Genomic DNA, 25506 nt, shown 5'->3' with positions numbered 1-25506 from the left:
ATTGCTTTTAAATCATGAGGCATCAGATTCGTTTGCTGGATATGACTGCAACAGAATCAGTAATTTCCTACAGGGAATCCCCTTAAGGATTTATAGGAATTTTTCTGAGTTAACTGGTCAATGCCATTATTTTTGATCTTGACCGATCAGATTGAGGATCTCTGCAGCAGCAGCTAAACCGCAAGCGGCCGTAACCATGACAGTTGAGCCGTAACCAGAACAAGCCAAACCGCCGGTACTAGCACCAGCACGAGGCTCATGAGAGTAGATGGCTCGAATACCAATCTGGTGTTTTAGGTTTCTAGAGAAACCATGGTCCTGCCGTAAGCCTTGGCGTACTTTGGCTAGCAAAGCATCTTGTTCAGTGCGGGATAAATCATCACAGCGTACCGAAGTAGGATCAGTTTTGCCGCCTGCTGCACCACACATGACTAAAGCGCGCTGATTTTTCCGAGCCCAAACTGAGAGTGCAATTTTGGTTTGCACTGAATCAGTAGCATCCAAAACATAAGCATTCAAAGGAATAATGCGGTCGAGATTCTCTGGCTCTAAAAATTCATCACAGGCAGTTAATTGAATTTCAGGATTGATTTGCAAAATACGTTGGGTCATTGCTTCGACTTTAGCCTTGCCATACTGACCATCGAATGCATGTAACTGACGATTGGTATTACTCTCTGCAATATGATCAAAATCGACCAGTACTAAATGGCCAATGCCAGTTCGTGCCAGCGCTTCTGCGGCCCAAGATCCCACGCCACCAAGGCCCGCTACTACAACAGTGGCATTCTGAAAGCGGACACGCAACTCAGATCCATAGAGTCTAGAAACCCCTCCGAAGCGGCGCTCTTCAACACCACCTTCACCCACGTTTTCAATCTTGTCTTCTGCCATAGCTTCTCTTTATACTGAATAAATGGACTCTATTGCTCAACTCCGTAAAAACTACACCTTTGGTCAGCTTTCAGAATCTGAGGTTCCACGCAATCCTTTGCCGCTGTTTCAGCTTTGGTTTAACCAGGCCATCACAGCAGAGTGTCCTGAACCCAATTCCATGACCTTAGCTACCGCCGATAAAGCCGGAAATCCCTCTGCCCGTATTGTCTTACTAAAAGGTGCCGACGAAAATGGCTTTACCTTTTTTACTAATTACGAGAGCCAAAAGGGTAAAGAGCTTGCTGTACGCCCTCAAGCCGCACTCCTCTTTCATTGGCATGAGTTAGAACGCCAAGTCCGTATTCAGGGAGTTGTCGAGCGCGTTAGCCCAGAGGAAAGTGATCAGTATTTCCATTCTCGTCCTCCAGCATCTCGCATTGGTGCCTGGGCTTCTCCCCAAAGTACTGCCATTCCAAACCGAGAGTTTTTAGAAGAAGCTGAAAAACGCTTCAAGTCCGAATTTGGTGATGAACCTCCCCGCCCTGAGCACTGGGGTGGTTATCGCCTAAACCCAACCGAGATTGAATTTTGGCAAGGGCGTCCTTCTAGGCTGCACGATCGCATTCATTACAAGCGCGATGGCAGCAATTGGAAAATCAATCGCCTTGCGCCTTAAGCACCTTAGCGATTAAGCATACTTTGGCGCAATCAGCGATTTAAATTTCGCTCTAAATTTCGCCAACTTTGGTGCCACTACAGCAGCACAATACCCTTGATGGGGATGTTGCTGGAAATAGTTCTGGTGATAATCTTCAGCTGGGTAAATTGTTGGCGCATCATCAATTTGCGTCACGACCGGATCCGCATAAACTTTAGAATTCTCCAACTCTTGCACGACCTCATGAGAAATCTTGGTCTGCTCATCACTATGGGTAAAGATCACCGAACGATATTGCGTCCCACGATCATTACCTTGATAGTTCAAGGTGGTAGGGTCGTGAATCACAAAGAAGATTTCCAGTAGATCTCTAAAAGAGATTACCTGGGGATCAAATTGAATATCAACAATTTCTGCATGGCCTGTGACACCTGTGCAAATGGATTCATAAGAGGGGTTGGGTCTAGCGCCCCCAGCATAGCCCGAGACGACACTTTTCACACCTTGAATCTGCTGGTAAACAGCCTCAAGACACCAAAAACATCCTCCGCCCAGGGTTGCTCGCTCTAAGGAAGGTGGGTTTTTATCAGTAATTTCAGTCATGGCTTTATCCTAATACCTTATTTACATGTTTGCCAACTATTAATCCGCTATGAATCGCTTCACTATCCAGTTTGATGAAATCAAAGCAGCCTACGCAGCTGAACCTAACCCCACCCTAGAAGTGAGGCTCGAGCGCATTGGTCGAATTGAAAAAATGATTGCGGCCAATGAAGAAAAGCTATGCAAGGCCTTGATCGCTGATTTTGGCGTTCGCCATCCGATCGAAACTCGCCTCGCTGAATTTCAGATGGTGTATCAAGCCTGCAAATACACTCGCAAGCATCTAAAACACTGGATGAGACCAGTACCCATGGAAACCCCCTGGTATATGGGCTCTTCAGACGCATGGCTAGAAAACCAATCGATTGGCGTTGTTGGCATCATGAGCCCTTGGAACTATCCAATACAGTTAGCTCTCCTTCCTGCTATTGCTGCATTAGCTGCTGGCAATCGCGTTTGGCTAAAGCCCTCCGAACGGAGCTCACGTACCTCTGGATTTTTGGCAGGCTTAATTCAAGAATACTTTCACCCTAGTGAATTTTGCGTCAGCACTGGCGGTCCTGATGTAGCGGAACCATTTGCCGCTCTACCATTTGCCCATTTATTATTTACTGGATCAGAGGCTATAGGCAAAAAGGTGATGCGCGCAGCCGCAGAAAACCTAACACCAGTGACACTAGAACTTGGCGGCAAGACCCCTGCCATTGTTGATACCTCTGCAAAACTTAAGGATACTGCTGCAGCGATTGCTTATGGCAAGTTGCTCAATAGCGGTCAAACTTGTATTGCGCCCGACTATGTCCTCATTGAAAGTAGCAGTCAGGCTGAGTTCATTCAAGAACTGCAAGCAGCAGCACAGACTCAATTTAGTAACCCAGAAGAGCTGACTGGCCCGATTGATGATGCCCAGCTAGAGCGTTGGCAGCACCTTGTTAGTGATGCCGTGGAGCGTGGTGCAAAAGTCATCCCGCTATTGAATAATCCTGCTGCAGGTGGAAGACGCTTTGAACCCCTTGCTTTAATTGATGTTCCTCATGATGCTCGGGTACTGCACGAAGAAATCTTTGGCCCGATTTTGCCAATCATCCCCGTAGCCGATACTGTGGCAGCTATCGCTTATGTCAATAGCACACCGAACCCTTTAGCCTTGTACTGGTTTGGTAAAAACAAAAAGCATTTGCAGCAAGTGATGGAGAATACGCGCTCTGGCGGCATCACCATTAACGATGTCTTCTTGCATGCCACCGTTGATTCCTTACCTTTTGGCGGCGTGGGGGCTAGCGGCATGGGCAGCTATCACGGTAAAACAGGCTTTGATACCTTTAGTCACCAAAAACCAATTCTTCAAGTGCGTGGGCTGTTTGGCACAAGCCTCTTAAAGGGCACTCAAGCTGTGCGTCCGCCTTATGGAAAAAAAGTGGAGCAGTTGTTGCGTCGCTTAAAGTAGTCAGTCAACTATTAAACGAATTGCAAATCCAATAAATAGGATGCCTGCAAGCATCCATAATGCCGCAGTAAAGCGGTAGTGATGCTTGAAATACTTTGAGAAAAATTGCCCAATAAAGATCAGCCCTGTTAGATGGGTCATGCTCATCATCTGCAGAACCGTTGCAAGGTAAATAAAAGTCAGGGCTGGATGTGCAAAATCTGGCCGAATAAATTGCGAGAAGAAAGCGATAAAGAAAAAGATTGCTTTAGGGTTTGTTAAGGAAAGTGAGAGTGCAGCGAGCAGCGGATGTAATTGCATTAAGCGCGCTTGAATTTCAAATACTTTTGAATGCGATTGCGTCGTCCAGCGCTGTTGCCCGCTTCGTAGTAAACCTATTCCCAACCAAACCAAATAGATTGCCCCGATGATGCGTACACAATGAAACAGTAAAGGTGAGGACATCAAGAGTGAGGCGGCTCCTAGAGCAACAGCACTCATCAACACTAAATCGCCGATGAATATTCCAAGCGCACCCCAAGCGCCAGCACGCCAACCCCTTTGCGTTGCAATTGTTAATACATAAAGCGAATTAGGGCCAGGTAGCAAGATGATGAGCAGCGTCCCAAGCAAATAACTTGAGAAGTCCACGATTCCTGCATTTGAAGGTGATAAGAGGCTTAATGTGAACCATTCCATCACAACATCATAATTAATTCGGGAAAACCCTTGTAATCACAGTCTCAAACTGCCATAATGGGAGGCTTTTTTAAGCAATATGATTCATCGCCCCCCAGCTCTATTTCAGCGTATCGTTTAGAAGTTATAAACACCGAAGTTAAAAAAACGCGCTGCCGCTTGTCTGATGGTCGATGCCTTTGACCATCGCACCCTATAAAAAACCATGGGTGCAACATACGGAGACATCCCTTTAAGGGGATGTGTAAGAGCATGACTTTTTCTAAAGAAACTAAACCTGAGTCGAATGACTCAAAGAGCACTGGAACTGAATTCCAGAATTTCGCCTTAGCGGCGCCACTTCTTAAAAACGTTGCTGAACTGGGTTTCACCCAAGCTACTGCTGTGCAAGCTCAGGTTATCCCTGCTGCTTTGGCCGGTGGCGACTTATTGGTCAGCAGCCAAACCGGTAGCGGTAAAACCGCAGCCTTTTTATTGCCTTTAATTAATCAACTGATTGAAAGCAACCCAAATAATTCACCAGTACCCGGTCGTGCACAACCTAAAGTATTAGTGCTCTGCCCTACTCGTGAGTTGGCGCAACAGGTTGCCGCCGATGCAGTGAACTTAGTTCGTGGCATGAAAGGCATCCGCATCGCTACTGTCATGGGTGGTATGCCTTACGGCAAACAAATCCAAGCATTAAAAGGTGCATTACTAGTTGTTGCAACCCCAGGTCGTTTACTCGACTTGTGCGATAGCAAAGCAATTCGTTTAGATGATGTTAAGCAGCTCGTGATTGACGAAGCTGATCGCATGCTCGACATGGGATTTGCTGATGATCTAGAAGCGATTGACAAACGTTGTGCTGGTCGCAACCAAACCTTGATGTTCTCTGCAACTTTTGCGCCCAAGATTATGTCTTTAGCAAACGAGTTGACTACAGATGCCAAGCGTATCGAACTTGCTCACGCCGGTGAAAAGCACGCCAACATTGAGCAGAAGTTGCACTGGGCTGACAGCATGTCGCACAAGCACAAACTCCTTGAGCATATTTTGGCTGACGCCTCTTTGGATCAAGCGGTTGTGTTTGCAAGCACTCAAGTAGAAAGCGAAAAGATCGCTGATACCTTGCGTGCTAATGGCTACGAAGCTACTGCCCTGCACGGTGCAATGCCTCAAGCTGTGCGGATGCGTCGTCTCGAATCACTTCGTAAAGGTCATACCAAGATTTTGGTAGCAACCGACGTAGCGGCTCGTGGTATTGATGTGCCACGCATTAGTCACGTCATTAACTTTGGTCTGCCAATGAAGCCTGAAGACTATACACACCGCATTGGTCGTACAGGTCGCGCTGGTCGTAATGGCGTTGCAATCACTTTGGTTGAACATCGCGATCGCGCCAAGATTCGTAATATCGAACGCTTTACTCAACAAGATATTGTTGCTTCAGTCATCGCAGGTCTTGAGCCACAAGCCAAGCCTAGCTTTGGTGGTGGCGGTGGCCGCCCTGGTGGTGGTCGCTCTGGCGGCGGCTTTGGCGGTAATCGCTCAGGCGGCGGTGGTGGTCGCTATGGCTCCGGCGCTCGTTCTGAGTCACGCTTTGGTGGCGGTGGCGGCGGTAATACAAGTGGAAGCCGCTCAGGTGACTCCCGTCCAGCTCGCTCAGCGGATTCACGTCCTGCACGTTCTGCGGATTCCCGTCCTGCACGTCCGGCCGGCCCACGCTTTGCCAAACCAAAGTCTGGCGGCCAACGTCGTAACTTTAGCGGTAGCTAAATATGACTGACCGCAATCGTCTCCGTTCTGCATGGAATCGAGTCGGTTCCGGTCAAATTCATCGGGCGCCACGAAAGTGGCAACTATGGCTAAGCGACACTGGGTCTCTAACCCAAAAAATTGAGAATGCGATAGGTCAAAAACTGCAAGTTCAGGTTTTGCGTGATTGTCCTCAAACCTTAAATAGCGATGAGAGTCGCTATTTTCATTTCAAGATCAGACGCTGTCGCGTTCGTGAGGTTTTGCTCTGCGTGAATAATATTCCTCTCGTCATGGCGCATAGCGTCATCCCTACTTTCAGTGCGAGTGGTAGCAATCATGCAGTATTGCGCTTAGGCACAAAGCCATTAGGTGCAGTGCTCTTTGCGAAAACGCGCATGCACTCGAAAGTAAAGCCTGCTCGCGATATTGCTCGCTTAGATAAAAGCAGTGCTCTATGGAAAAAATGCTCAAAGAGTCATGTTGGTCTGAGCTCACCGTTGTGGGCACGGCGTACCCTTTATCGTTTAAAGGGTCACCCAATTTTGGTGAACGAAATTTTCTTACCAGCCCTACTCAACTACTCAACTATAAAATAGTGAGCCAAGCCAATGTGGCCTTAATTAAGGCTTCATCGCCTGACTCGGTAGTAAACACTTCACCAAAGCCAATGGATTTGGCTGCATCAGCGATATTGTGATGCGGACATAAGGCACTAGCACTTTGCAAGCCCTGCACCAATTGATCCTTCATCACTTGACCAAGATAACGTACTGCCTCTGATGAGGTTAACAGCCAAAGAGATTTAGAAACATCCATTTGCTGTATGGCGTGCCATGCGGGGTTATGAGTATCCAAGGGCACACGAGTGTATGTAGAGATGGCTTCTACTCTTGCGCCAGACTTTTTGAGGGTCTCTGCCAGCCAATCGCGGCCGCCTTCACCCTTAAAAATCACAACCTTCTTATTTAGCCAATCCCACTGCAGCCCTTGCAGCTCTTGCCACAATCCTTCTGAATCCCATTGCTCATTATTTTTCGGCATCAACACAGGGGTCGGATTTTCTTCTGACCCAATGCCATGGTTCCTGAGGGCTAAAGCACTACTTCCACCCATGACGCCAATCGGAATAATCTTCTTAGAAAAGTCTTGCCACTCCCGCTCAAGCAAGCGCATGACAGATTCAACGGCATTAGGGCTAACAAAGATTGCCAAGTCAGCATCTTTTAAGGCGCTAGCGATGTGGTCAGCAAGCTGCTCATCATCCTTAGGAATAATCGTTAACAAAGGAAGTGCAACGATTTCTGGCAGACTTCGCTTAGCAATCCCGCTCTTCTCGATAGTTTGGGTGAGCACTTCGATCAACTGGCGAGCTTGACCGCTCGGCCTGGTGATCACAATCGTTTTTGTGCTCATCGCAACTATTAATCAAATTTTATTTTGGGATGTTTGGAATTAAATCAGCAGCGCCCTGAGCGAGTAAATCTTTTGCAACCGCAAGCCCCAAAGCTTCGGCATCTTCCACTGACTGAACCGATGCATTGCCATTGGCCAAACAAATTGCTTTGCCATCGGTGCTGGCGACAAAAGACCGAATTTGCATTTGGTTCTGATCCCATACGGCATGCGCTGCCAAGGGTACTTCACAAGAACCGCCTAACTGACGCGAGACCATGCGTTCTGCTGAGACAGCATATAGGGTTGGCAGGTCATTGAGTGGCGACAACCATTGCTTAATTTTTGGATGACTGCTAAGCGTCTCAATCCCTAAAGCACCTTGCCCAGCGGCTGGTGTGTAGGGATCGTACGGAAGACAAGCACGAATACGATTTTCTAAACCTAAGCGCTTTAATCCCGCTGCAGCCAAAATAATGGCTTGATACTCGCCACGATCCAACTTACTCATACGCGTATCTAAGTTGCCACGTAAAGGTTGAATTTCTAAATCAGGAAATTTAGCGCGGAGTACGGATTCGCGACGTAAACTCGAGGTGCCTACAACAGCACCTTTTGGAAGATCTTCCAGGCTTGCATAATCATTGGATACGAAGGCATCACGGGCATCTTCTCTAGCCATCACACAAGATAGATCGAACCCCTCAGGCATCACCATCGGTACATCTTTGAGGGAATGTACCGCTAAATCTGCTCTTCCATCTTCGAGGGCAGTTTCTAATTCTTTGACGAAAAGGCCCTTGCCACCTACTTTAGAGAGGGCTCGATCCAAAATTTGGTCTCCCCGAGTGGTCATCCCCAGAATCTGCACGTCGCAGCCAGGATAGAGCTTTTTGAGGCAATCTCGCACGTGTTCGGCTTGCCACATAGCCAGACGACTTTCACGGGAGGCGATAACTAGACGCTTTGGGGCTTCCAGAGCGCTTGAAGGGGATGCAGAATTTAAGTTTTGGGACATAACATTTAAAATAATTAAAGACCTACACCAATATACTGTGTTTATGAGCTCATCCAAAAATTCCCTAGCCAACAAAGCCCAAGCTTGGTCGGCCCGTTTCGCTGAACCGGTTGACGAACTTGTTCAACGTTATACAGCCTCTATTGGCTTTGATCAACGCTTTGCGATGGTCGATATCGCAGGTTCCTTGGCTCACGCCCAAATGCTAGCAGCCCAAAAGATCATCAGCGCCCAGGATTTAGCTGACATTCAAAAAGGGATGGCTCAGATTAAAAGTGAGATTGAGGCCGGTGAATTTCACTGGCAATTAGCGCTAGAAGATGTCCACCTCAATATTGAAGCCCGCCTAACGGAGCTTGTCGGTGATGCAGGTAAGCGCCTGCATACCGGTCGCTCGCGGAACGATCAAGTAGCTACTGATTTGCGCTTGTGGTTGCGTGGCAGTGTAGATGAGATTGCTGCCACTTTAAAAACCTTGCGTACCGCCCTATTGGATCTTGCAGAAAAGCATGCTGGCACCATCATGCCGGGTCATACGCATCTTCAAGTAGCCCAGCCCATTACCTTTGGTCATCACTTGATGGCCTATTACGAAATGTTTAGTCGTGATGCAAGTCGCCTGGCAGATTTACGCGCTCGCTTTAACCGCTTACCTCTCGGTGCCGCTGCATTAGCTGGTACTACCTATCCGATTGATCGCGAGCAAGTTGCCAAGACTCTCGGTTTTGACGGTATCTGCAATAACTCTTTAGATGCGGTGTCAGATCGTGACTTTGCGATTGAGTTCTGTGCTTTTGCATCTATTTTAATGATGCATGTTTCTCGCCTATCAGAAGAGCTTGTGCTTTGGCTGAGCCCACGCTTTGGCTTTATCGATTTACCAGATCGCTTCTGCACAGGAAGCTCAATCATGCCGCAAAAGAAAAACCCTGATGTTCCAGAATTAGCACGGGGTAAAACGGGTCGCGTCTATGGTGACTTGATTTCTTTATTGACGTTAATGAAGAGTCAGCCTTTGGCATATAACAAAGACAATCAGGAAGACAAAGAGCCTTTATTTGATGCAGTTGACACTGTGCAAGATACCTTACGCATCTTTGCTGATATGGTTCCCCATATTGAAGTCAAGGCTGATGTGATGAAAGCTGCTGCTGAAGAAGGGTTTGCAACCGCCACCGACTTAGCAGACTACTTGGTGAAGAAAGGTTTAGCATTCCGCGACGCCCATGAAGCTGTTGCACACGCCGTGAAAGCTTGCGTTGGCAGAAACTGCATGCTGACTGATCTGAGCTTGTCTGAACTGCGCTTTGCTTGTGGCTTAGATAATCGCCCAGAGCTCATTGGCGATGATGTCTTTGCATTGCTCACTGTTGATGGCTCTGTGCAATCTCGTCAGCATGCTGGTGGTACAGCACCCATACAAGTACTCGCTGCCATTAAGCGAGGCCGTGCAGATCTCTAGATCACATGGGGTTTTGGTCCAAACTCTCTTCGGGTATTGATCGCGTTAATCAATTGCTAGGCAAGGCCGCTAGCATCATGATTCTATTGTCTTGTGTAGTCTCCGCGGCAAACGCATTACTCCGCTATGGTCTTGATATCAGCAATAACTGGCCACTCGAATTACAGTGGTACTTGTTTGCTGCTGCAGTCATGTTGGGTACTTCATACACCCTGAAGCGTAATGAGCATGTCCGGGTTGATCTGATTTACTCCCAACTCTCAGATCGGGGTCGACTCTGGGTAGATCTTTTTGGTTTGACGTTTTTTTTAATGCCTGCCTGCCTGCTATTTACTTGGCTCTCGTGGACTACCCTCTTCTATCCATCCTGGTTAGTGATGGAACATTCGATGAACTCCGGTGGTCTTGCGCGTTACCCCATTAAATTGATTGTGCCCTTTGGTTTTTTTATGTTGAGCCTGCAAGGCTTATCTGAAATGATCAAACGCATCGGCGCACTCAGGGGGAAGATGATCTTGCCAGTTGAAGATCTCCATTACGAAAAGCCCATGCAATGATCTCCCTAGAATGGATGCCTCCCTTGATGTTTGGCGGTCTAGTCATCTTTATGTTGATTGGCTTTCCGGTGGCATTCTCATTAATGGCGGCTGGTTTATTCTTCTCTCTCATTGCCATGAGCGAAGGCTTTTTTGGTATAGCTTTTTTACAAGCCATACCTCAGCGCATCTTCGGTAGTGTTCTAGCCAATGATCTTCTTCTAGCAATCCCCTTCTTTACCTTTATGGGTGCGATCCTTGAACGCTGTGGCCTCGCCGAAGAAATGCTGGACTCGATGGGGCAGCTCTTTGGCAGAGTACGTGGAGGCCTAGGATATTCCGTGATCATTGTCGGCTTTATTTTGGGAGCAATTACGGGCACTGTAGCGGCTCAGGTGATCGCTATGGCGATGATCTCTTTGCCGATAATGATGCGTTATGGATACAACATGCGCTACGCTACGGGCGTTTTAGCGGCTTCTGGAACGATTACCCAACTTGTTCCCCCGTCGCTAGTTCTGATTGTTTTAGCCGATCAACTCAAAACCCAAAGCGGTAGTGCAGATGTGGGCAGTATGTATCTAGGTGCATGGGGGCCTTCGCTTTTACAAATTGCCTTATTTGCTCTTTACACTTTTTTCTTGGCACGCATTCGTCCAGATGATTTGCCACCTGCCCCTGAGGGTGAGTTGACGCTTAAGGGCTGGTCTCTCTGGAAAAAATGTCTCATGGGCATCATTCCCTCAGCAGTACTCATCTTCTTAGTGCTTGGCACCATCATGACTGGGATTGCTACTCCTACAGAATCAGGCGCCATGGGTGCGATGGGTGCATTGTTACTCGCCTGGATACGACGCGCAAATATTCCCAATCTCAAAGGGCTCATTCAAGAGGCCTATCAAAACACCATGCGGATTACAGCGATGGTGGTCTTCATTTTGATTGGCTCGACTTGTTTCTCAGTAGTCTTTCAAGGGGTCGATGGGGGTCGCTGGATTGAGGAACTTTTTTCAAGCCTGCCTGGTGGCTGGATTGGCTTTCTGATCGTTGTGAACCTTTTTGTGTTTTTCTTAGCGTTCTTCCTAGACTTCTTCGAAATCGCCTTTATTGTGGTGCCCTTACTTGCCCCAGTAGCAGTCAAGTTACTCTCACCCGTATTGCTCGACTCAATGAATGGGAATCCACAAGCCGCAGCAAGTGCAGCTCTAGTTTGGTTTGGTGTGATGCTGTGCGTGAATATGCAAACTTCTTTTATGCACCCTCCTTTTGGCTTTGCGCTCTTCTATCTCAGAGGTGTAGCGCCAAAAGAGGTGAAAAGTGGTGACATTTATTGGGGTGCATTGCCATGGGTGGGACTGCAACTCATGATGGTTGTCTTAGTGATGGCTTTTCCAGCGCTAGTCACTACTCTCTTGGATAAACCTGCCGCAATTGTGCAAAGTCAGGAATTCAATTTCACTGGTGAAGAAAATAAATCAGATAACTCGACGAGCAAAGTAGATGAGGATGCACCAGTAAACTTTCAGCTAGATAAGCCAGTTAAATAAGAAGACCTCGCAGAAGCAGGGCATGGCCCTTATCCTCAAGCAGACTTAAAGCGTGATATCGCGCTCTTGCCTGACGCAATCCACGTAGTATTCACTACGTCCATCTAGATCAGCTTTCACTAAGCCATGGATATCAGTCTCAAAGCCTGGGAACTTTTCATTAAAGTCCCGCGCAAAGTAGAGATAGTCCACGATTCGTTTGTTAAAGCGCTCACCTGGAATCAAGAGGGGGATGCCTGGTGGATATGGAGTAACTAACATCGCTGTGACACGACCATCTAATTTATCCAGCGGTACACGATCCACTTCTTTATGCGCCATCTTGGCCCAAGCTTCTGAAGGCATCATCGCTGGCTCCATATCAGAGGTATACATCTCTGTCGTCATGCGCGCTACATTGCGACTCTTATAGAACTCATGAATCTGTTGGCAGATATCTTTTAGGCCAACGCGCTCATAGCGTGGGTGTTTTGCTACAAACTCAGGCAAGACTTTCCAGAGAGGTGCATTTTTATCAAAGTGATCTTTGAACTGCTGCAATTCGGTTACAAGCGTATTCCAACGCCCTTTAGTGATACCGATGGTAAACATAATGAAGAAGGAGTAAAGGCCACACTTCTCCACGATCACACCATGCTCTGCAAGATATTTAGTCACGATGCTCGCTGGAATGCCCATAGAACCAAAGTTACCTTCGATATCTAAGCCAGGGGTCACAACTGTTGCCTTAATGGGATCAAGCATATTGAAGCCTTTGGCGAGTTTGCCAAAGTCATGCCAGCTTGCATTGGGCTCCAATACCCAGTCAGAGCGCTCGCCAATACCCTCTTCCGCCAAATGATCTGGGCCCCAAACCTTAAACCACCAATCAGCGCCAAATTTATCATCCACCTCACGCATCGCACGACGGAAGTCCATGGCTTCTGCAATCGATTCCTCAACCAAGGTAGTGCCACCTGGAGATTCCATCATGGCAGCAGATACGTCACAAGACGCAATGATCGCGTACTGTGGACTAGTGGAGGTGTGCATCAAGTAGGCTTCGTTGAAGCAATCACGGTCTAACTTCGTATCTTCCGCATCTTGGACCAAGACTTGCGAGGCCTGTGAGAGACCAGCTAATAACTTATGGGTTGATTGGGTGGCAAACATCAAACTCTTCTTGGTGCGCTTACGATCAGAGCCAATCGCGTGCATATCCTTATAGAAGGGATGGAAGGCAGCATGCGGCAACCAAGCTTCATCAAAGTGCAGTGAATCGACTTTACCGTCAAGCATCTCTTTGATCATCTCGACGTTATAGACAATGCCATCATAGGTGCTCTGAGTGAGCGTCATCACGCGAGGGACAGCATTCTTATTCTTAATGAATGGATTGGCATCAATTTTTTTCTTGATATTGGCCCACTCAAATTCTTCTTTTGGAATCGGTCCAATAATGCCTAAATGATTGCGCGTTGGCATTAAGAAAATGGGGATTGCGCCCATCATCGTGATGGAGTGAATCACAGACTTATGGCAGTTACGGTCTACCAAGACGACATCGCCAGGAGCTACTGTCGAATGCCAAACAATCTTGTTAGATGTAGAGGTGCCATTAGTGACAAAGAACAAATGGTCAGCATTGAAAATGCGGGCTGCATTGCGCTCACTCTGCAAGACTGGTCCGGTATGGTCTAAGAGCTGACCTAATTCTTCTACGGCATTGCAAACGTCAGCACGCAGCATGTTCTCACCAAAGAATTGATGAAACATCCGGCCTACTGGGCTCTTAAGGAAAGCTACGCCACCTGAGTGCCCTGGGCAATGCCAGGAGTAAGAACCTTCTGAAGCGTAGTTCGTGAGGGCGCGAAAGAAAGGGGGTGCTAGAGAATCAAGATAAACCTTAGCTTCACGAATAATGTGACGCGCCACGAATTCTGGGGTGTCTTCATTCATATGAATGAAACCATGAAGCTCACGCAGAATATCATTAGGCATATGGCGTGAGGTACGAGTCTCGCCATACAAGAAGATCGGAATATCTTCGTTACGTTTACGGACCTCAGTAATAAATGCGCGGAGATTATTGAGCGCTGGAAGATCATGGTCTTCAGAATCAGAAACAAACTCTTCATCATCGATCGAGACGATAAATGATGAAGCGCGGGAGGCTTGCTGAGCAAATGAAGTCAGGTCACCATAACTGGTTAAGCCAATAACCTCCATGCCTTCGCTTTCGATTGCCTCAGCAAGATCGCGAATACCAGAACCCGAAATATTTTCGGAACGAAAATCCTCATCAATAATGATGATTGGGAAACGAAATTTCATGGCAACCCTTTAGGTTTACGAACTCGAATTTATGACAGAAAAATTTAAGTCTTAGGCAGGGTCACGCCCCGCTGACCTTGATACTTACCACCGCGATCTTTATAAGATGTGCCACACACTTCATCACTCTCAAAGAAGAGCACTTGTGCACAACCTTCGCCTGCATAAATTTTGGCAGGTAATGGTGTGGTATTTGAAAACTCTAAAGTGACATAACCTTCCCACTCAGGTTCAAATGGCGTGACGTTCACGATGATGCCGCAACGTGCATAGGTGCTCTTACCTACGCAAACTGTTAAGACGCTACGCGGGATCTTGAAGTATTCCACCGTTCTTGCCAAGGCAAATGAATTGGGAGGAATGATGCAAACCTCGCCCTTAAAATCTACGAACGATTGCTCATCAAAATTTTTGGGATCAACAATCGTGCTGTTGATGTTAGTAAAGATCTTAAATTCGTCTGCGCAACGAATGTCATAGCCATAACTTGATGTGCCATAACTAACGATTTTGTTGCCTGCAGCGTCTTGGCGGATCTGCCCAGGTTCAAATGGGCTGATCATACCTTGCTCGCCCATACGGCGGATCCAGTGGTCAGATTTAATAGTCATGGGCGAATTGTAAAACCTTCACCTCACCCGCCCAGAAATTTATTGGGGTTTTGGGGTAAAAACCACCCGCTCTGGGGCGTTGTAGATCTCGAAGTGTTTACCGGAACAGCGGGATAGGATGGTCAGATTGGTTTTGCGGGCCAGCTCTAAGCCCATGAGGGTGACCCCCGACCTTGTGAGCAAGAAAGGAACGCCCATTTGAGCGCCTTTAATCACCATTTCTGAGGTGAGGCGTCCCGTTGTAAAGAAGATCAAATCTTTGCCAGGCTTATTTGCCAACCACATCAAGCCAGAAATGGAGTCGACCGCGTTGTGACGACCAACATCCTCAATAAAGTGGAGGAGTTTGACCCCTCCATCTTTCGCCCTCTCAAACACGGCACAGGCGTGGACTGAGCCTGATTTTTTATAGATGGAATCATGTACTCGGATGTGATCCACCAATGCAACAATTGCCTCTTGGGACAAGTTGGGTCCATCGGGCAAGCGAATCTCTGACATCTCCTCCATAAGACCGCCAAACATAGTGCCCTGGCCACAACCCGTGGTCACTACGCGCTTGCTGGTGAGAGCATCAATATCCACCGTGCTTCGGCGTGTCTTGACTGCGGCAGAGTCTGTCTCCCAATCAACTTGGATGCTTTCGATGTCATCAGGTGACTCCACTAGGCGCTGGTTTCTTAGATAACCTAAAACTAGAGCCTCAGGGGCGCTACCCAAGGTCATCAAGGTGACCACCTCGCGTTTGTCTAAGTAGATAGTCAGTGGGCGCTCCCCAGGGATATGAGCAAGCTTAGCCCGCCCCGCCTCATCCATGATCTCTACCTCGTGCACCAAAGGCACGGAGGCATTGGACATCTGAATGTTCGGTTTTGCTGCCACTACTGACATTGGGCGCCTTCTAAATAGGGTACAAACGTATTTTATCGAGACTAATCGGGGGTTTTACTTTAACCGCAGACTAAAATTACTGCTCAAACCCGCATAATTGTGGATTAAGCCCTAATTTAACCTTGTTACTTCTTATTTAAGACCGCTTTACATGAGCAGCCCCCAGCGTCGCCTTCTTGTCACTTCTGCCTTACCGTATGCCAATGGTCAGATCCATATCGGCCATTTGGTGGAATATATACAGACTGATATCTGGGTTCGCTTTCAACGGATGCGTGGTCACGAGGTTCATTACGTAGGGGCCGATGATACCCACGGCACCCCGATCATGTTGCGCGCTGAAAAAGAAGGTATCACGCCAAAAGAACTCATCGCCAATGTTTGGAAAGAACATAAACGTGATTTCGATGACTTTTTAATTTCGTTCGACAACTACTACACCACTGATAGCCCTGAGAATGAAAAGTTAGCGCAAAGCATTTATCTCAAGTTACGCGATGCAGGCTTCATTGAAAAGCGCGCCATTGAGCAAGCTTACGATCCTGTGAAAGAGATGTTTTTACCAGATCGCTTTATTAAAGGTGAGTGCCCCAAGTGCGGCGCCAAAGATCAGTATGGTGACAACTGTGAAAAATGTGGTGCCACCTATTCACCAACGGATTTAAAAAATCCGTTCTCAGTAGTGAGTGGTGCAACCCCAATCAAAAAGATTTCCGATCACTACTTCTTTAAGTTGTCTGATCCACGTTGCGAAGCATTCTTACGCGAGTGGACCCAAGTTAAAACCCCACTCCAACCTGAAGCTCGCAACAAGATGAAGGAATGGGTGGGTGAGCCTGGAGATAGCAAGTTGGGTGACTGGGATATCTCCCGAGACGCCCCGTATTTCGGCTTTGAAATCCCTGATGCGCCTGGCAAATACTTCTATGTCTGGTTGGATGCCCCCATTGGCTACTACGCCAGCTTCCTCAATTACTGCCAAGCTAAAGGCCTCAATTTTGATGAATGGGTGAAGCCAGACACAACGACAGAGCAATACCATTTCATCGGCAAAGATATTCTGTATTTCCACACTTTATTTTGGCCTGCTACTTTGCAATTTGCAGGCTATCGCACGCCAACCAACGTATTTGCTCACGGCTTCTTAACCGTTGATGGCGAGAAGATGAGTAAGTCACGCGGCACATTGATTTCTGCAAGCAGTGTGATCGAGTGTGGCTTCAATCCTGAGTGGTTCCGCTATTACTTTGCTACTAAATTAAATGACAGTATGGAAGATTTGGATTTAAATCTTCAAGATTTCGTTGCACGTGTGAACAGTGATTTGTTAGGCAAGTACATCAATATTGCAAGTCGCAGTGCCGGCTTCTTAGTAAAACGATTTGGCGGCATCGTTTCTGATGAAGCCATGAGCAACCCATTACTGAAAGAAATTGCTGCGGCCAGTGAAAAAATTGCTGCGCTTTATGAAGCACGCGAATATGCAAAAGCCTTACGCACAATCATGGAGCTCGCAGATAAGGTCAACGGTTTCGTGGATGAAAATAAACCATGGGAAATCGCTAAAGCTCCAGAGCGTGAAGCAGATTTACAGCGTGTTTGTAGTGTGACCTTGGAAGCCTTCCGCATGCTTAGTCTTTATCTCAAACCTGTCATTCCGCAGGTAGCTATTGGAGTAGAAGAATTTCTCTCTCTACCTCCGCAATCCTGGAGCGATATCAATACCCCGCTTTCCAGCAAGAACCCAATCAAGACCTATAAGCACCTCATGACTCGAGTTGAAGCCCCTCAAATTGAGGCTTTGCTGGCAGCAAACTTGTAAAACGGGGGCTAAAAAGCACCTATAATGGTGGTCGTAGTCCCCAGATAACTTTTGGAATTAAATACCATAAGTTATTGAATTTATTGAGTATTTTAGGAAATACGATGGCAAGATATCAATCTGAATTCACCCAGTTCTTAAGTGAACTCAAAACTGAGAAACCACACCTCGAGGCAGATCAGCAAGCTGGACGCGCCCTCTTGTGGGACAAAGAGCCACTTTCCGTTGAAGATCAGCGTCGCGCTAAAGTCGCCAAATTAAAACAACGCGCCTACGTTTACTCGAATGACTAATGCAGGCAATGAGCCAAGTACTCAGCCAATATCCGATTTACTAGATAGCACTCCATCAGTAACCGATGGAATGTCAGAAGCATTCGCCAAGCTTTATGGCGAGCCTCTGTTTAAGCTCCCTACTGATCTTTATATTCCGCCAGATGCACTTGAAGTATTTCTAGAGGCATTTGAAGGGCCACTCGACCTTTTGCTGTATTTAATTCGTAAACAGAACTTCAACGTTCTCGATATTCCGATGGCGCAGGTTACTCAACAGTACCTGAGTTATATAGACCAAATTCGTCACCATAATCTTGAACTTGCTGCTGAGTATTTGTTAATGGCGGCGATGTTGATTGAAATTAAATCCCGCATGTTGCTGCCAATGAAGAAAGCAGATAGCGAAGAAGAGGTAGATGATCCCCGCGCAGAACTAGTACGCCGCCTCTTAGAATACGAGCGCATGAAACTGGCTGCACAAGAACTAGATCAGATTCCCCAGCAAGGTCGTGACTTCCAAGTAGCCCATGGCTTTGTTGACACTACTGTTGCCATCACATGGCCAGAAGTGAATTTAGAAGATTTACAAATGGCTTGGCGTGATGTTCTACACCGCGCAAAACTTAATCAGCATCACACGATTACTCGTGAAGAACTCTCTGTTCGCGACTTCATGACTCGCATTTTACGTCGCTTACAAAATACGAAATTTGTTGAGTTTGGTGAATTATTTGAAGACGCTATCAAATCTGGCAATGGCATTCCAATAGTGATTGTGAACTTTATTGCCATGCTGGAACTCTCTCGTGAAGCCTTAATTGAAATTACCCAAGCTGAGCCATACGCGCCAATCTATGTGCGCCTCGCCTATACGCCTGTTGCATGAAAATTATTAGTGACATTCAAGAGCTGCGCGATCACCTGCGCGGACAAAATCGTGCTTCTTTCGTACCAACCATGGGTAACCTGCATGAAGGCCACCTCTCGCTTATGCGCTTAGCTAGGCAACATGGGGATCCAGTAGTTGCCAGTATCTTTGTAAATCGCTTGCAGTTTGGGCCGAATGAGGATTTCGATAGCTATCCACGCACGATGCAAGCGGATATCGAAAAGCTTGAAAAAGAAGGCGTGTACATCCTATTTGCACCGACTGAGCGTGACCTCTACCCGCAACCCCAAGAGTACCGTGTTGACCCACCTCAACAACTCGGCGATATCCTCGAAGGTGAGTTTCGTCCTGGATTTTTTAAGGGTGTTTGTACGGTCGTACTCAAACTCTTTTCCTGCGTGCAACCTAAAGTAGCCGTGTTTGGAAAAAAAGATTATCAGCAGCTGATGATTATTCGGCAAATGGCGAAGCAATTTGCGTTACCGGTTGAAATTGTTGCAGGGGAGACTATCCGTGCTGATGATGGTCTTGCTCTCTCCTCTCGTAATGGCTACCTCTCCACAGAAGAACGTGCAGAAGCGCCTGAATTACAAAGAGTACTCAAAGAAGTTCGCGAGCAAGTACTTCAATTGAAAGAACAGAACACCCATTCACTCTCCGAGATTGAAATGAAAGCTGTTGCCACTCTTACGGGGCGCGGCTGGAAACCAGATTACATCGCCATCCGCCAACAAAGTGATTTAGCACCCGCCTCCAATGAAAGTTTGCAAGCTGGTGAGCCACTCGTGATTCTCACGGCTGCTAAGCTTGGTAAAACCCGCTTGATTGATAATCTAGAGGTTTAATCTCTAGACTTGTCCGTGATTTACTCATCCCAGGGGAATCTTTCGCGAGATAACTCTTCCATGATTTCACGCTTACTAAGACCTGCCCTTCTTGCATTAGCAGATCTCTGATAGGTCGAATGTTCATGGTCAGCAAGATTCTCACCTTGCTCTTGCTTAATCACCCCTGACTTAGAGGGAGAAATTTGAGGGCTTACCTCTGCTGCAGACTCTATTGTTGATTCTTTGGTCATAACTTGATTAAGCAAGCGCTCAAGAAAAAGATTTAAAGCGTAAAGAACTGCCCTACTTGTAAATTTAACTCTTTAGCCAACTCGGCACCAGTGACTTTCCCTGCCGCACCCTTAGCTTTGAGCACTTCAATTTGTCCGCCATGACAGGCGACGAAGAAAGAATCTAAAGTGATTTGCGTTACTTCGCCAGGTTTTCCTTTGACGGCACTAAAAGTAGCCGCGACATGCTTGTGGCAATCGTAGAGCTGTACCTTTTGCTCACCAAACTTGGTCCATGCGCCAGGGGCTGGATTGCATGCCCGAATCAAGTTATAGATTTGACTAATATGTGTCGCCCAATGAATTTGGGCAGCATTGGCATCAAACCAACCTTCGTAGTTAGCGTGCGATTCATCTTGGACCAACTCTTGATGTTTGCCTGCAACTACCAAATCAGCCGTCTCTAGCAATGCCTTCACACCAATCGGGAAAAGATGGTCAAAGTAGATCTTACCTAATGTGTCATCAGGGCCGATAGGTACCTCTTTTTGCAGAATGACTTCACCTTCATCTAAACCATCGGATGGACGGAAAATGGTTAGACCAGTTTTTTCTTCGCCCAAAGCAATTGCCCAGTTAATAGCGCTTGGTCCACGATATTTTGGTAGAAGTGAGGGGTGGTATTGAATCGTGCCGTGCTTCGGAATCTTGCAAAGTTCTTGCGGCACAAACTGTAATACATAAGCCATGACACAGATATCAGCTTGACTATCAATCATGGCTTGAGCAGCCTCGGGACCTTTGAGAGAGGCGAATTGCAGGGGGCTCAAACCTCTTGCTAAGACAGCCTCTTTAAGTACCTCTGGTTTAGTTGACTTGGGATTGTCGGGCGGACAAAAAACGGCAACAACCTCATCGCCACGATCTAAAAAAGCCTCTAAGGCAGCTTTACCAAAATCGGCACTCCCAATTAACGCAACCCGCATCTTAGATCACCTTATCGTGGCGTAATGAAATTAATTCATCAGTGGAATAACCTAATTCACTCAGAATCTCATCGGTATGCTCGCCCAATAAAGGTGAACGTGTAACTTCAGTTGGACTGTCCGACATCTTAATTGGGTTACCAACCGTGAGGTATTTGCCACGAATAGGATGATCAACTTCAACCACAGTACCAGTAGCACGTAGTGCAGGCTCTTCAGCGATTTCTTTCATAGACAAGATTGGACCGCATGGGATGTCGTATTGATTCAATACATCCATGACTTCAAATTTGGTCATAGTCATGGTCCACTTTTCAATCTCACCAAAGATCTCCATCAAATGGGGCAAGCGTGCCATTGGCGAAGCAAATCTCACATCGGTAATCCAATCTTCGCGACCAATGACTTTACAGACCGCCTCCCAAACTGGGGCTTGCACTATAACGTACATGTAAGCATTGGGATCAGTTTCCCAACCTTTACATTTCACAATCCAGCCTGGCTGACCACCACCAGAGGCATTACCAGCGCGAGGTACAGCATCGCCAAACTCACCGTTCGGGAATTGTGGATACTCTTGCATTAAACCCACTCGCTCGAGGCGCTGTTGATCACGCAACTTCACGCGGCACAGATTCAACACCGCATCTTGCATCGCTGCCAATACTTTTTGACCACGGCCAGAGTGAGTGCGCTGATAAAGGGCAGTCACAATACCTAAAGCTAAATGCAAACCCGTTCCGCTGTCACCAATTTGTGCGCCAGTCACCATAGGAGGGCCATCATCAAAACCGGTTGTCGATGCAGAACCGCCAGCACATTGCGCCACGTTCTCATAGACCTTGCAATCTTCATATGGACCAGGGCCAAAGCCTTTTACAGAAGCCATGATCATCATTGGATTGAGCTCTTGAATACGCTCCCAAGAAAAGCCCATGCGATCGAGTGCACCTGGGGCAAAGTTCTCAACTAATACGTCACACTCTTTAATAAGGCGCTCAAGAATTTCTTTGCCCTTTTGGGTTTTTGTATTGACAGTGATCGAACGCTTATTGTGGTTGAGCATTGTGAAGTACAAGCTATCCGCATCCGGAATATCACGTAGCTGACCGCGAGTAGCATCCCCTTCGCCTGATTTTTCTACCTTGATTACATCTGCACCAAACCAAGCCAGCAGCTGAGTGCAAGTTGGGCCCGATTGAACGTGCGTAAAGTCGAGGATTTTGACCCCTTCTAGTGCTTTTGCCATGATTTAAGTCCTAATAAGAATGAAAATTTTGAATTGACTCAATTTTACCAGCGAGAAATCAGGATGAATAATAGATGCCTAATTTTTAAGCAAATAGCACGACCAAGCCTTTATTAGGGGCATATGGAGCCATGGCAGTGAGTTTTCAAGCTCAAAAGGCGCTTTAACAGATCATGCCTAGGGAATAAAAAAGGCGCTCACGAGGAGCGCCTTCAAATGAACAGCAATTGTGATTGTTATTAAACCGCTTTAGCTGCGTGCAATTTAGCGATGTCATCCGTACTGTAGCCAAGGTCAGATAACACTTCATCAGTGTGCTCACCCAACACAGGAGATGGCTTCACTTCAATTTCCAAATCAGAGAACTTGATTGGGCTGCCGATAGTCAAATACTTACCACGTACTTTGTGGTCAACTTCAACGATCGAACCGCTCTTACGCAAGTCTGGTGATGCAGCCAATTCTTTCATGGAAAGCACTGGAGCACATGGAATATCGAACTTGCGGAGGATATCCACAGCTTCGTACTTAGTCTTGTCTTTGAGCCAATCTTCAATGGTTGCAAAGATATCAAAAATCTTGTCTTGACGAGCTTCGGCAGTCATGTATGCAGGATCAGTTGCCCACTCTGGTTTGCCCAAAGCTTTAGTAATTGGCTCCCAAGCATGACCTTGAATGGTGAAGTAGATGTATGCGTTTGGATCAGTCTCCCAGCCCTTACACTTCAACACCCAACCTGGCTGACCGCCACCACCAGCGTTACCGCCACGTGGCACTACGTCAGTGAATGAGCCGTGTGGGTACTGTGGATACTCTTCCAAGTAACCCACTTTGTCTAAACGCTGTTGATCGCGCAACTTCACGCGGCATAAGTTCAATACAGCGTCTTGCATTGAGCAAGAAACTTTTTGACCACGGCCTGTTTTTTCACGTTGCATCAAAGCAGTCAAAATACCAATTGCCAAGTGCATACCAGTATTAGAGTCACCTAATGCTGCTGCAGAAACTGTAGGAGGACCATCCCAGAAACCAGTAGTAGAAGCAGCGCCACCAGCACACTGAGCAACGTTCTCATACACTTTTAAGTCTTCGTATGAATGGCCATCGCTAAAGCCTTTTACAGAAGCCATGATCATCTTTGGGTTCAATTCTTGAATACGCTTCCAAGAAAAGCCCATACGATCTAAAGCACCGGGGCCAAAGTTCTCAACCATCACATCAGAAGTCTTTATCATTTTTTCCAACACTTCTTTACCCTCTTGGGTCTTCGTGTCGAGCGTCAAAGAACGCTTGTTACCGTTGAGCATCGTGAAGTACAAAGCATCTGCGCCTGGAATGTCACGTAATTGGCTTCGCGTTACGTCACCAGAGCCTGGACGCTCTACTTTGATAACGTCTGCACCATACCAAGCCAACAGCTGAGTACATGCAGGACCCGCTTGAACGTGGGTGAAGTCAATGATGCGAATACCGTCTAATGGTTTAGTCATGTTTGTTTCTCCTTAAATGTTTCTTGTTTGCTTCTAAATTTAATCTCGAAATATTAACTTTTTATTACCGTGTTGAATTCCCAATCGAAGCTTATTTCTTAGCACTTGCTGTGGATGGGTTCAAGTTCGTTAAACGTCCACTCTCAGTACCTGCAGTTTCATCAATAACAGCATTGATGAGGGCTGGTTTACCGGCAGCAATCGCTTCCGTTAACGCTGCTTCTAATTCTGCTGGGGTGGTGACGTAGTAACCAACGCCACCAAATGCTTCAATCATCTTGTCGTAACGGGCATCTTTCACGAACACAGTTGGCGCCACATCAGCTCCGCCTGTTGGGTTTACGTCAGTTCCACGGTAAACACCGTTGTTATTAAATACAACCGTTGTGATTGGCAGGTTGTAACGGCAAACCGTTTCCAATTCCATACCGCTGAAACCAAACGCGCTATCGCCTTCAATTGCAACCGTTGGCAAACCACTAGTAACTGCAGCGCCAATCGCATAGCCCATACCAATACCCATAATGCCCCAAGTACCAGAGTCAAAACGTTTACGAGGTTTATACATATCCACAATCGCACGGCAATAGTCGAGCGTGTTGGCACCTTCGTTTACCAAGTTCACATCTGGATTCTTCTTGATCACATCACGAATCACTCGCAAAGCGCCGTGGAAGTTCATCGGCGTAGCTTCTTTGGCCAAAGTTTCAGCCATCTTTGCCATGTTCTTATCTTTTTTCTCATTGATGGCATTGATCCACTCAGCACTTGGCTTAGGTACTGAAGCAATACCCTTCAAGAGTTCACTGACGCACGAACTAATATCACCAATTAATGGCGCAGCGATTTGTACGTTGCTATCCACTTCGTTTGCCTGAATATCGATTTGAATAAATTTCTTAGGATCTTTACCCCATGTCTTGCCTTTACCGTGGGCAAGCAACCAGTTCAAGCGTGCACCAACCAACATTACTGCATCAGCTTCAGCCAATACAAATGAACGTGCTGCAGATGCTGATTGTGGATGGTTATCTGGCAACAAGCCTTTCGCCATGGACATTGGCAAATAAGGGATGCCCGATTTTTCGATTAAGTCACGAATTTCTTTGTCAGCTTGTGCATATGCAGCGCCTTTGCCCAAGAGAATCAATGGACGCTTGGCACCTTTAAGAACATCTAATGCGCGCGCAACTGCATCAGCAGCTGGGATCTGACGTGGAACCGGATCGATTACTTTGAAGATCGATTTTTTAGCTTCTTCAACCGGCATGGTTTGAGCAAGCAACTGAGCTGGCAAATCTAAATACACGCCACCTGGACGACCAGAAACTGCTGCACGAATCGCGCGAGCAAAACCGATGCCGATATCTTCAATGTGATTAATACGATAAGCAGCCTTGCAATAAGGCTTAGCAGCATTGAGCTGATCCATCTCTTCGTAATCGCCTTGTTGCAAGTCGACGATTTCACGTTCGCTTGAGCCAGAAATCAAAATCATCGGGAAGCAGTTCACAGTAGCGTTAGCCAATGCTGTTAAACCGTTCAAGAAACCTGGCGCAGAAACAGTCATACAGATACCCGGCTTTTGGGTCATGTAACCTGCAATCGCTGCAGCATTACCAGCATGTTGCTCATGACGGAAGCCAATAAAACGCAAACCTTCTGCTTGAGCCAAACGACATAAGTCAGTAATTGGAATACCAACAAGACCAAAAATCGTATCGAGGTCGTTTGCTTTCAGTGCATCGATCACGAGGTGAAAGCCATCAGTTAATTGGGTGTTTTGGTTATCTGTTGTCATAGAATTTTTATGTGAATTACGGATAGCCCCGAATGAGAGCTAATGCAATCTAGCTTGCGCTACTGTCTCCAATAAAGTTATTAATCGCACCACGGGTATTGCCCCCGCTTAGGCTGAGGTGAATATTAGGCTTGGGGCGGGGGTTCATCATTGACTTCGGTCAAT

At 46.9% G+C, this 25506-nt stretch carries 23 protein-coding genes and 1 pseudogene; 11 read left to right on the top strand and 13 right to left on the bottom strand.

Features of this window, described 5'->3' with window-relative positions:
• Positions 1-126: 126 nt before the first annotated feature.
• Complete coding sequence (locus C2756_RS03305; RefSeq protein ID WP_215320010.1) at positions 127-894, bottom strand: ThiF family adenylyltransferase; 768 nt, start codon at positions 892-894, stop codon at positions 127-129.
• Between the two features lie 22 nt (positions 895-916).
• Between C2756_RS03305 and pdxH the strand changes: the two genes are divergently transcribed.
• A complete protein-coding gene (pdxH, locus tag C2756_RS03300) occupies positions 917-1552 on the top strand; it encodes a pyridoxamine 5'-phosphate oxidase (RefSeq protein WP_215320008.1) in 636 nt (211 codons plus the stop codon).
• Positions 1553-1564: 12 nt separating this feature from the next.
• On the opposite strand, the gene msrA is transcribed toward pdxH, so the two are convergent.
• Positions 1565-2137 (bottom strand): peptide-methionine (S)-S-oxide reductase MsrA, encoded by a 573-nt coding sequence (gene msrA, locus C2756_RS03295; RefSeq protein ID WP_215320006.1) that lies wholly within the window; start codon positions 2135-2137, stop codon positions 1565-1567.
• A gap of 49 nt (positions 2138-2186) precedes the next feature.
• Here msrA and C2756_RS03290 point away from each other — a divergent pair, with 49 nt between their 5' ends.
• The gene (locus C2756_RS03290; RefSeq protein WP_215320004.1) at positions 2187-3584 is read left to right on the top strand and encodes an aldehyde dehydrogenase family protein; all 1398 of its coding nucleotides are present in this window, start codon (positions 2187-2189) and stop codon (positions 3582-3584) included.
• Here C2756_RS03290 and leuE read toward each other — a convergent pair whose 3' ends face one another.
• Positions 3585-4262 (bottom strand): leucine efflux protein LeuE, encoded by a 678-nt coding sequence (gene leuE / locus C2756_RS03285; RefSeq protein WP_215320002.1) that lies wholly within the window; start codon positions 4260-4262, stop codon positions 3585-3587. It lies immediately after the preceding gene.
• Positions 4263-4514: 252 nt separating this feature from the next.
• Here leuE and C2756_RS03280 point away from each other — a divergent pair, with 252 nt between their 5' ends.
• Both C2756_RS03280 and C2756_RS03275 read left to right on the top strand, forming a co-directional pair.
• Positions 4515-6020, top strand: a complete 1506-nt coding sequence (locus C2756_RS03280; protein ID WP_215320000.1) for a DEAD/DEAH box helicase — start codon at positions 4515-4517, stop codon at positions 6018-6020.
• A gap of 2 nt (positions 6021-6022) precedes the next feature.
• Entirely contained in the window at positions 6023-6598 is a 576-nt protein-coding gene (locus C2756_RS03275; RefSeq protein ID WP_215319998.1) for a chorismate lyase, read from the top strand.
• Here the strand turns inward: C2756_RS03275 and C2756_RS03270 are convergent.
• Positions 6588-7415 carry a uroporphyrinogen-III synthase gene (locus C2756_RS03270; protein ID WP_215319996.1) on the bottom strand — a complete coding sequence of 276 codons (828 nt, stop codon included), beginning with the start codon at positions 7413-7415 and terminating at the stop codon, positions 6588-6590. The two genes, C2756_RS03275 and C2756_RS03270, sit on opposite strands and share 11 nt — an antisense overlap.
• A gap of 19 nt (positions 7416-7434) precedes the next feature.
• Positions 7435-8412: a hydroxymethylbilane synthase gene (hemC, locus tag C2756_RS03265; protein ID WP_215319994.1), complete on the bottom strand. Its 978-nt coding sequence runs from the start codon at positions 8410-8412 to the stop codon at positions 7435-7437.
• 43 nt (positions 8413-8455) lie between these two features.
• Here hemC and argH point away from each other — a divergent pair, with 43 nt between their 5' ends.
• The 3 genes from argH to C2756_RS03250 are packed head-to-tail and all read left to right on the top strand — an operon-like array spanning position 8456 to position 11957.
• Complete coding sequence (argH, locus tag C2756_RS03260) at positions 8456-9874, top strand: argininosuccinate lyase (protein ID WP_215319992.1); 1419 nt, start codon at positions 8456-8458, stop codon at positions 9872-9874.
• A gap of 5 nt (positions 9875-9879) precedes the next feature.
• Entirely contained in the window at positions 9880-10431 is a 552-nt protein-coding gene (locus C2756_RS03255) for a TRAP transporter small permease subunit (protein WP_215319990.1), read from the top strand.
• Positions 10428-11957 carry a TRAP transporter large permease subunit gene (locus tag C2756_RS03250; RefSeq protein WP_215319988.1) on the top strand — a complete coding sequence of 510 codons (1530 nt, stop codon included), beginning with the start codon at positions 10428-10430 and terminating at the stop codon, positions 11955-11957. Before C2756_RS03255 ends, C2756_RS03250 begins: the two co-directional genes overlap by 4 nt.
• Before the next feature lie 45 nt (positions 11958-12002).
• Here the strand turns inward: C2756_RS03250 and C2756_RS03245 are convergent, their stop codons facing one another.
• The 3 genes from C2756_RS03245 to C2756_RS03235 are packed head-to-tail and all read right to left on the bottom strand — an operon-like array spanning position 12003 to position 15772.
• Positions 12003-14270 carry an arginine/lysine/ornithine decarboxylase gene (locus C2756_RS03245; protein ID WP_215319987.1) on the bottom strand — a complete coding sequence of 756 codons (2268 nt, stop codon included), beginning with the start codon at positions 14268-14270 and terminating at the stop codon, positions 12003-12005.
• Between the two features lie 44 nt (positions 14271-14314).
• Positions 14315-14881, bottom strand: a complete 567-nt coding sequence (gene dcd / locus C2756_RS03240; protein WP_215296622.1) for a dCTP deaminase — start codon at positions 14879-14881, stop codon at positions 14315-14317.
• Positions 14882-14920: 39 nt separating this feature from the next.
• On the bottom strand, positions 14921-15772 hold the full coding sequence (locus C2756_RS03235; RefSeq protein WP_216123980.1) for a formate dehydrogenase accessory sulfurtransferase FdhD: 852 nt from the start codon (positions 15770-15772) through the stop codon (positions 14921-14923).
• A 151-nt stretch (positions 15773-15923) separates the two neighbouring features.
• On the opposite strand from C2756_RS03235, the pseudogene metG reads away from it, so the two are divergent.
• From metG to panC, 4 genes and pseudogenes are all read left to right on the top strand, one after another.
• Positions 15924-17588 (top strand): annotated as a pseudogene (gene metG, locus C2756_RS03230) (methionine--tRNA ligase); the annotation flags it as partial.
• Positions 17589-17698: 110 nt separating this feature from the next.
• Positions 17699-17887, top strand: a complete 189-nt coding sequence (locus C2756_RS03225; protein WP_215296619.1) for a DUF3460 family protein — start codon at positions 17699-17701, stop codon at positions 17885-17887.
• Positions 17880-18755: a ScpA family protein gene (locus C2756_RS03220; protein ID WP_215296618.1), complete on the top strand. Its 876-nt coding sequence runs from the start codon at positions 17880-17882 to the stop codon at positions 18753-18755. Before C2756_RS03225 ends, C2756_RS03220 begins: the two co-directional genes overlap by 8 nt.
• On the top strand, positions 18752-19603 hold the full coding sequence (gene panC / locus C2756_RS03215; protein ID WP_215319982.1) for a pantoate--beta-alanine ligase: 852 nt from the start codon (positions 18752-18754) through the stop codon (positions 19601-19603). The genes C2756_RS03220 and panC overlap by 4 nt, the downstream gene beginning before the upstream one ends.
• A gap of 20 nt (positions 19604-19623) precedes the next feature.
• On the opposite strand, the gene C2756_RS03210 is transcribed toward panC, so the two are convergent.
• The 5 genes from C2756_RS03210 to oxc all read right to left on the bottom strand — a co-directional run bounded on the left by C2756_RS03210 (position 19624) and on the right by oxc (position 25341).
• The gene (locus C2756_RS03210) at positions 19624-19836 is read right to left on the bottom strand and encodes a hypothetical protein (RefSeq protein ID WP_215296616.1); all 213 of its coding nucleotides are present in this window, start codon (positions 19834-19836) and stop codon (positions 19624-19626) included.
• A gap of 32 nt (positions 19837-19868) precedes the next feature.
• Positions 19869-20801, bottom strand: coding sequence for a methionyl-tRNA formyltransferase (locus tag C2756_RS03205; RefSeq protein WP_215319980.1), 933 nt, complete (start codon positions 20799-20801; stop codon positions 19869-19871).
• 1 nt (position 20802) lies between these two features.
• Positions 20803-22050, bottom strand: a complete 1248-nt coding sequence (frc, locus tag C2756_RS03200; RefSeq protein ID WP_215319978.1) for a formyl-CoA transferase — start codon at positions 22048-22050, stop codon at positions 20803-20805.
• Positions 22051-22289: 239 nt separating this feature from the next.
• Positions 22290-23540: a formyl-CoA transferase gene (gene frc, locus C2756_RS03195; RefSeq protein ID WP_215296613.1), complete on the bottom strand. Its 1251-nt coding sequence runs from the start codon at positions 23538-23540 to the stop codon at positions 22290-22292.
• Between the two features lie 91 nt (positions 23541-23631).
• Positions 23632-25341 carry an oxalyl-CoA decarboxylase gene (gene oxc / locus C2756_RS03190; protein ID WP_215319976.1) on the bottom strand — a complete coding sequence of 570 codons (1710 nt, stop codon included), beginning with the start codon at positions 25339-25341 and terminating at the stop codon, positions 23632-23634.
• Between the last annotated feature and the right edge of the window lie 165 nt (positions 25342-25506).

Origin of the sequence: Polynucleobacter sp. UB-Siik-W21 (assembly GCF_018687415.1) — a bacterium.
Lineage (GTDB): Bacteria > Pseudomonadota > Gammaproteobacteria > Burkholderiales > Burkholderiaceae > Polynucleobacter.
Note: the sequence above shows the minus strand (reverse complement) of the source record. Positions and strands in the feature narration are given on the sequence as shown.

Excerpts from the sequence above, each read along its gene's own strand:
- panC (WP_215319982.1), top strand. The coding sequence starts at position 18,752 with ATGAAAATTATTAGTGACATTCAAGAGCTGCGCGATCACCTGCGCGGA.
- C2756_RS03205 (WP_215319980.1), bottom strand. The coding sequence starts at position 20,801 with ATGCGGGTTGCGTTAATTGGGAGTGCCGATTTTGGTAAAGCTGCCTTA.
- dcd (WP_215296622.1), bottom strand. The coding sequence starts at position 14,881 with ATGACTATTAAATCTGACCACTGGATCCGCCGTATGGGCGAGCAAGGT.
- C2756_RS03270 (WP_215319996.1), bottom strand. The coding sequence starts at position 7,415 with ATGAGCACAAAAACGATTGTGATCACCAGGCCGAGCGGTCAAGCTCGC.
- leuE (WP_215320002.1), bottom strand. The coding sequence starts at position 4,262 with ATGGAATGGTTCACATTAAGCCTCTTATCACCTTCAAATGCAGGAATC.
- pdxH (WP_215320008.1), top strand. The coding sequence starts at position 917 with ATGGACTCTATTGCTCAACTCCGTAAAAACTACACCTTTGGTCAGCTT.
- C2756_RS03210 (WP_215296616.1), bottom strand. The coding sequence starts at position 19,836 with ATGACCAAAGAATCAACAATAGAGTCTGCAGCAGAGGTAAGCCCTCAA.
- C2756_RS03220 (WP_215296618.1), top strand. The coding sequence starts at position 17,880 with ATGACTAATGCAGGCAATGAGCCAAGTACTCAGCCAATATCCGATTTA.
- C2756_RS03290 (WP_215320004.1), top strand. The coding sequence starts at position 2,187 with ATGAATCGCTTCACTATCCAGTTTGATGAAATCAAAGCAGCCTACGCA.
- C2756_RS03250 (WP_215319988.1), top strand. The coding sequence starts at position 10,428 with ATGATCTCCCTAGAATGGATGCCTCCCTTGATGTTTGGCGGTCTAGTC.
- argH (WP_215319992.1), top strand. The coding sequence starts at position 8,456 with ATGAGCTCATCCAAAAATTCCCTAGCCAACAAAGCCCAAGCTTGGTCG.
- C2756_RS03305 (WP_215320010.1), bottom strand. The coding sequence starts at position 894 with ATGGCAGAAGACAAGATTGAAAACGTGGGTGAAGGTGGTGTTGAAGAG.
- C2756_RS03275 (WP_215319998.1), top strand. The coding sequence starts at position 6,023 with ATGACTGACCGCAATCGTCTCCGTTCTGCATGGAATCGAGTCGGTTCC.
- frc (WP_215296613.1), bottom strand. The coding sequence starts at position 23,540 with ATGACTAAACCATTAGACGGTATTCGCATCATTGACTTCACCCACGTT.
- C2756_RS03280 (WP_215320000.1), top strand. The coding sequence starts at position 4,515 with ATGACTTTTTCTAAAGAAACTAAACCTGAGTCGAATGACTCAAAGAGC.
- C2756_RS03255 (WP_215319990.1), top strand. The coding sequence starts at position 9,880 with ATGGGGTTTTGGTCCAAACTCTCTTCGGGTATTGATCGCGTTAATCAA.
- oxc (WP_215319976.1), bottom strand. The coding sequence starts at position 25,341 with ATGACAACAGATAACCAAAACACCCAATTAACTGATGGCTTTCACCTC.
- C2756_RS03245 (WP_215319987.1), bottom strand. The coding sequence starts at position 14,270 with ATGAAATTTCGTTTCCCAATCATCATTATTGATGAGGATTTTCGTTCC.
- hemC (WP_215319994.1), bottom strand. The coding sequence starts at position 8,412 with ATGTCCCAAAACTTAAATTCTGCATCCCCTTCAAGCGCTCTGGAAGCC.
- frc (WP_215319978.1), bottom strand. The coding sequence starts at position 22,050 with ATGGCAAAAGCACTAGAAGGGGTCAAAATCCTCGACTTTACGCACGTT.
- msrA (WP_215320006.1), bottom strand. The coding sequence starts at position 2,137 with ATGACTGAAATTACTGATAAAAACCCACCTTCCTTAGAGCGAGCAACC.
- C2756_RS03225 (WP_215296619.1), top strand. The coding sequence starts at position 17,699 with ATGGCAAGATATCAATCTGAATTCACCCAGTTCTTAAGTGAACTCAAA.
- C2756_RS03235 (WP_216123980.1), bottom strand. The coding sequence starts at position 15,772 with ATGTCAGTAGTGGCAGCAAAACCGAACATTCAGATGTCCAATGCCTCC.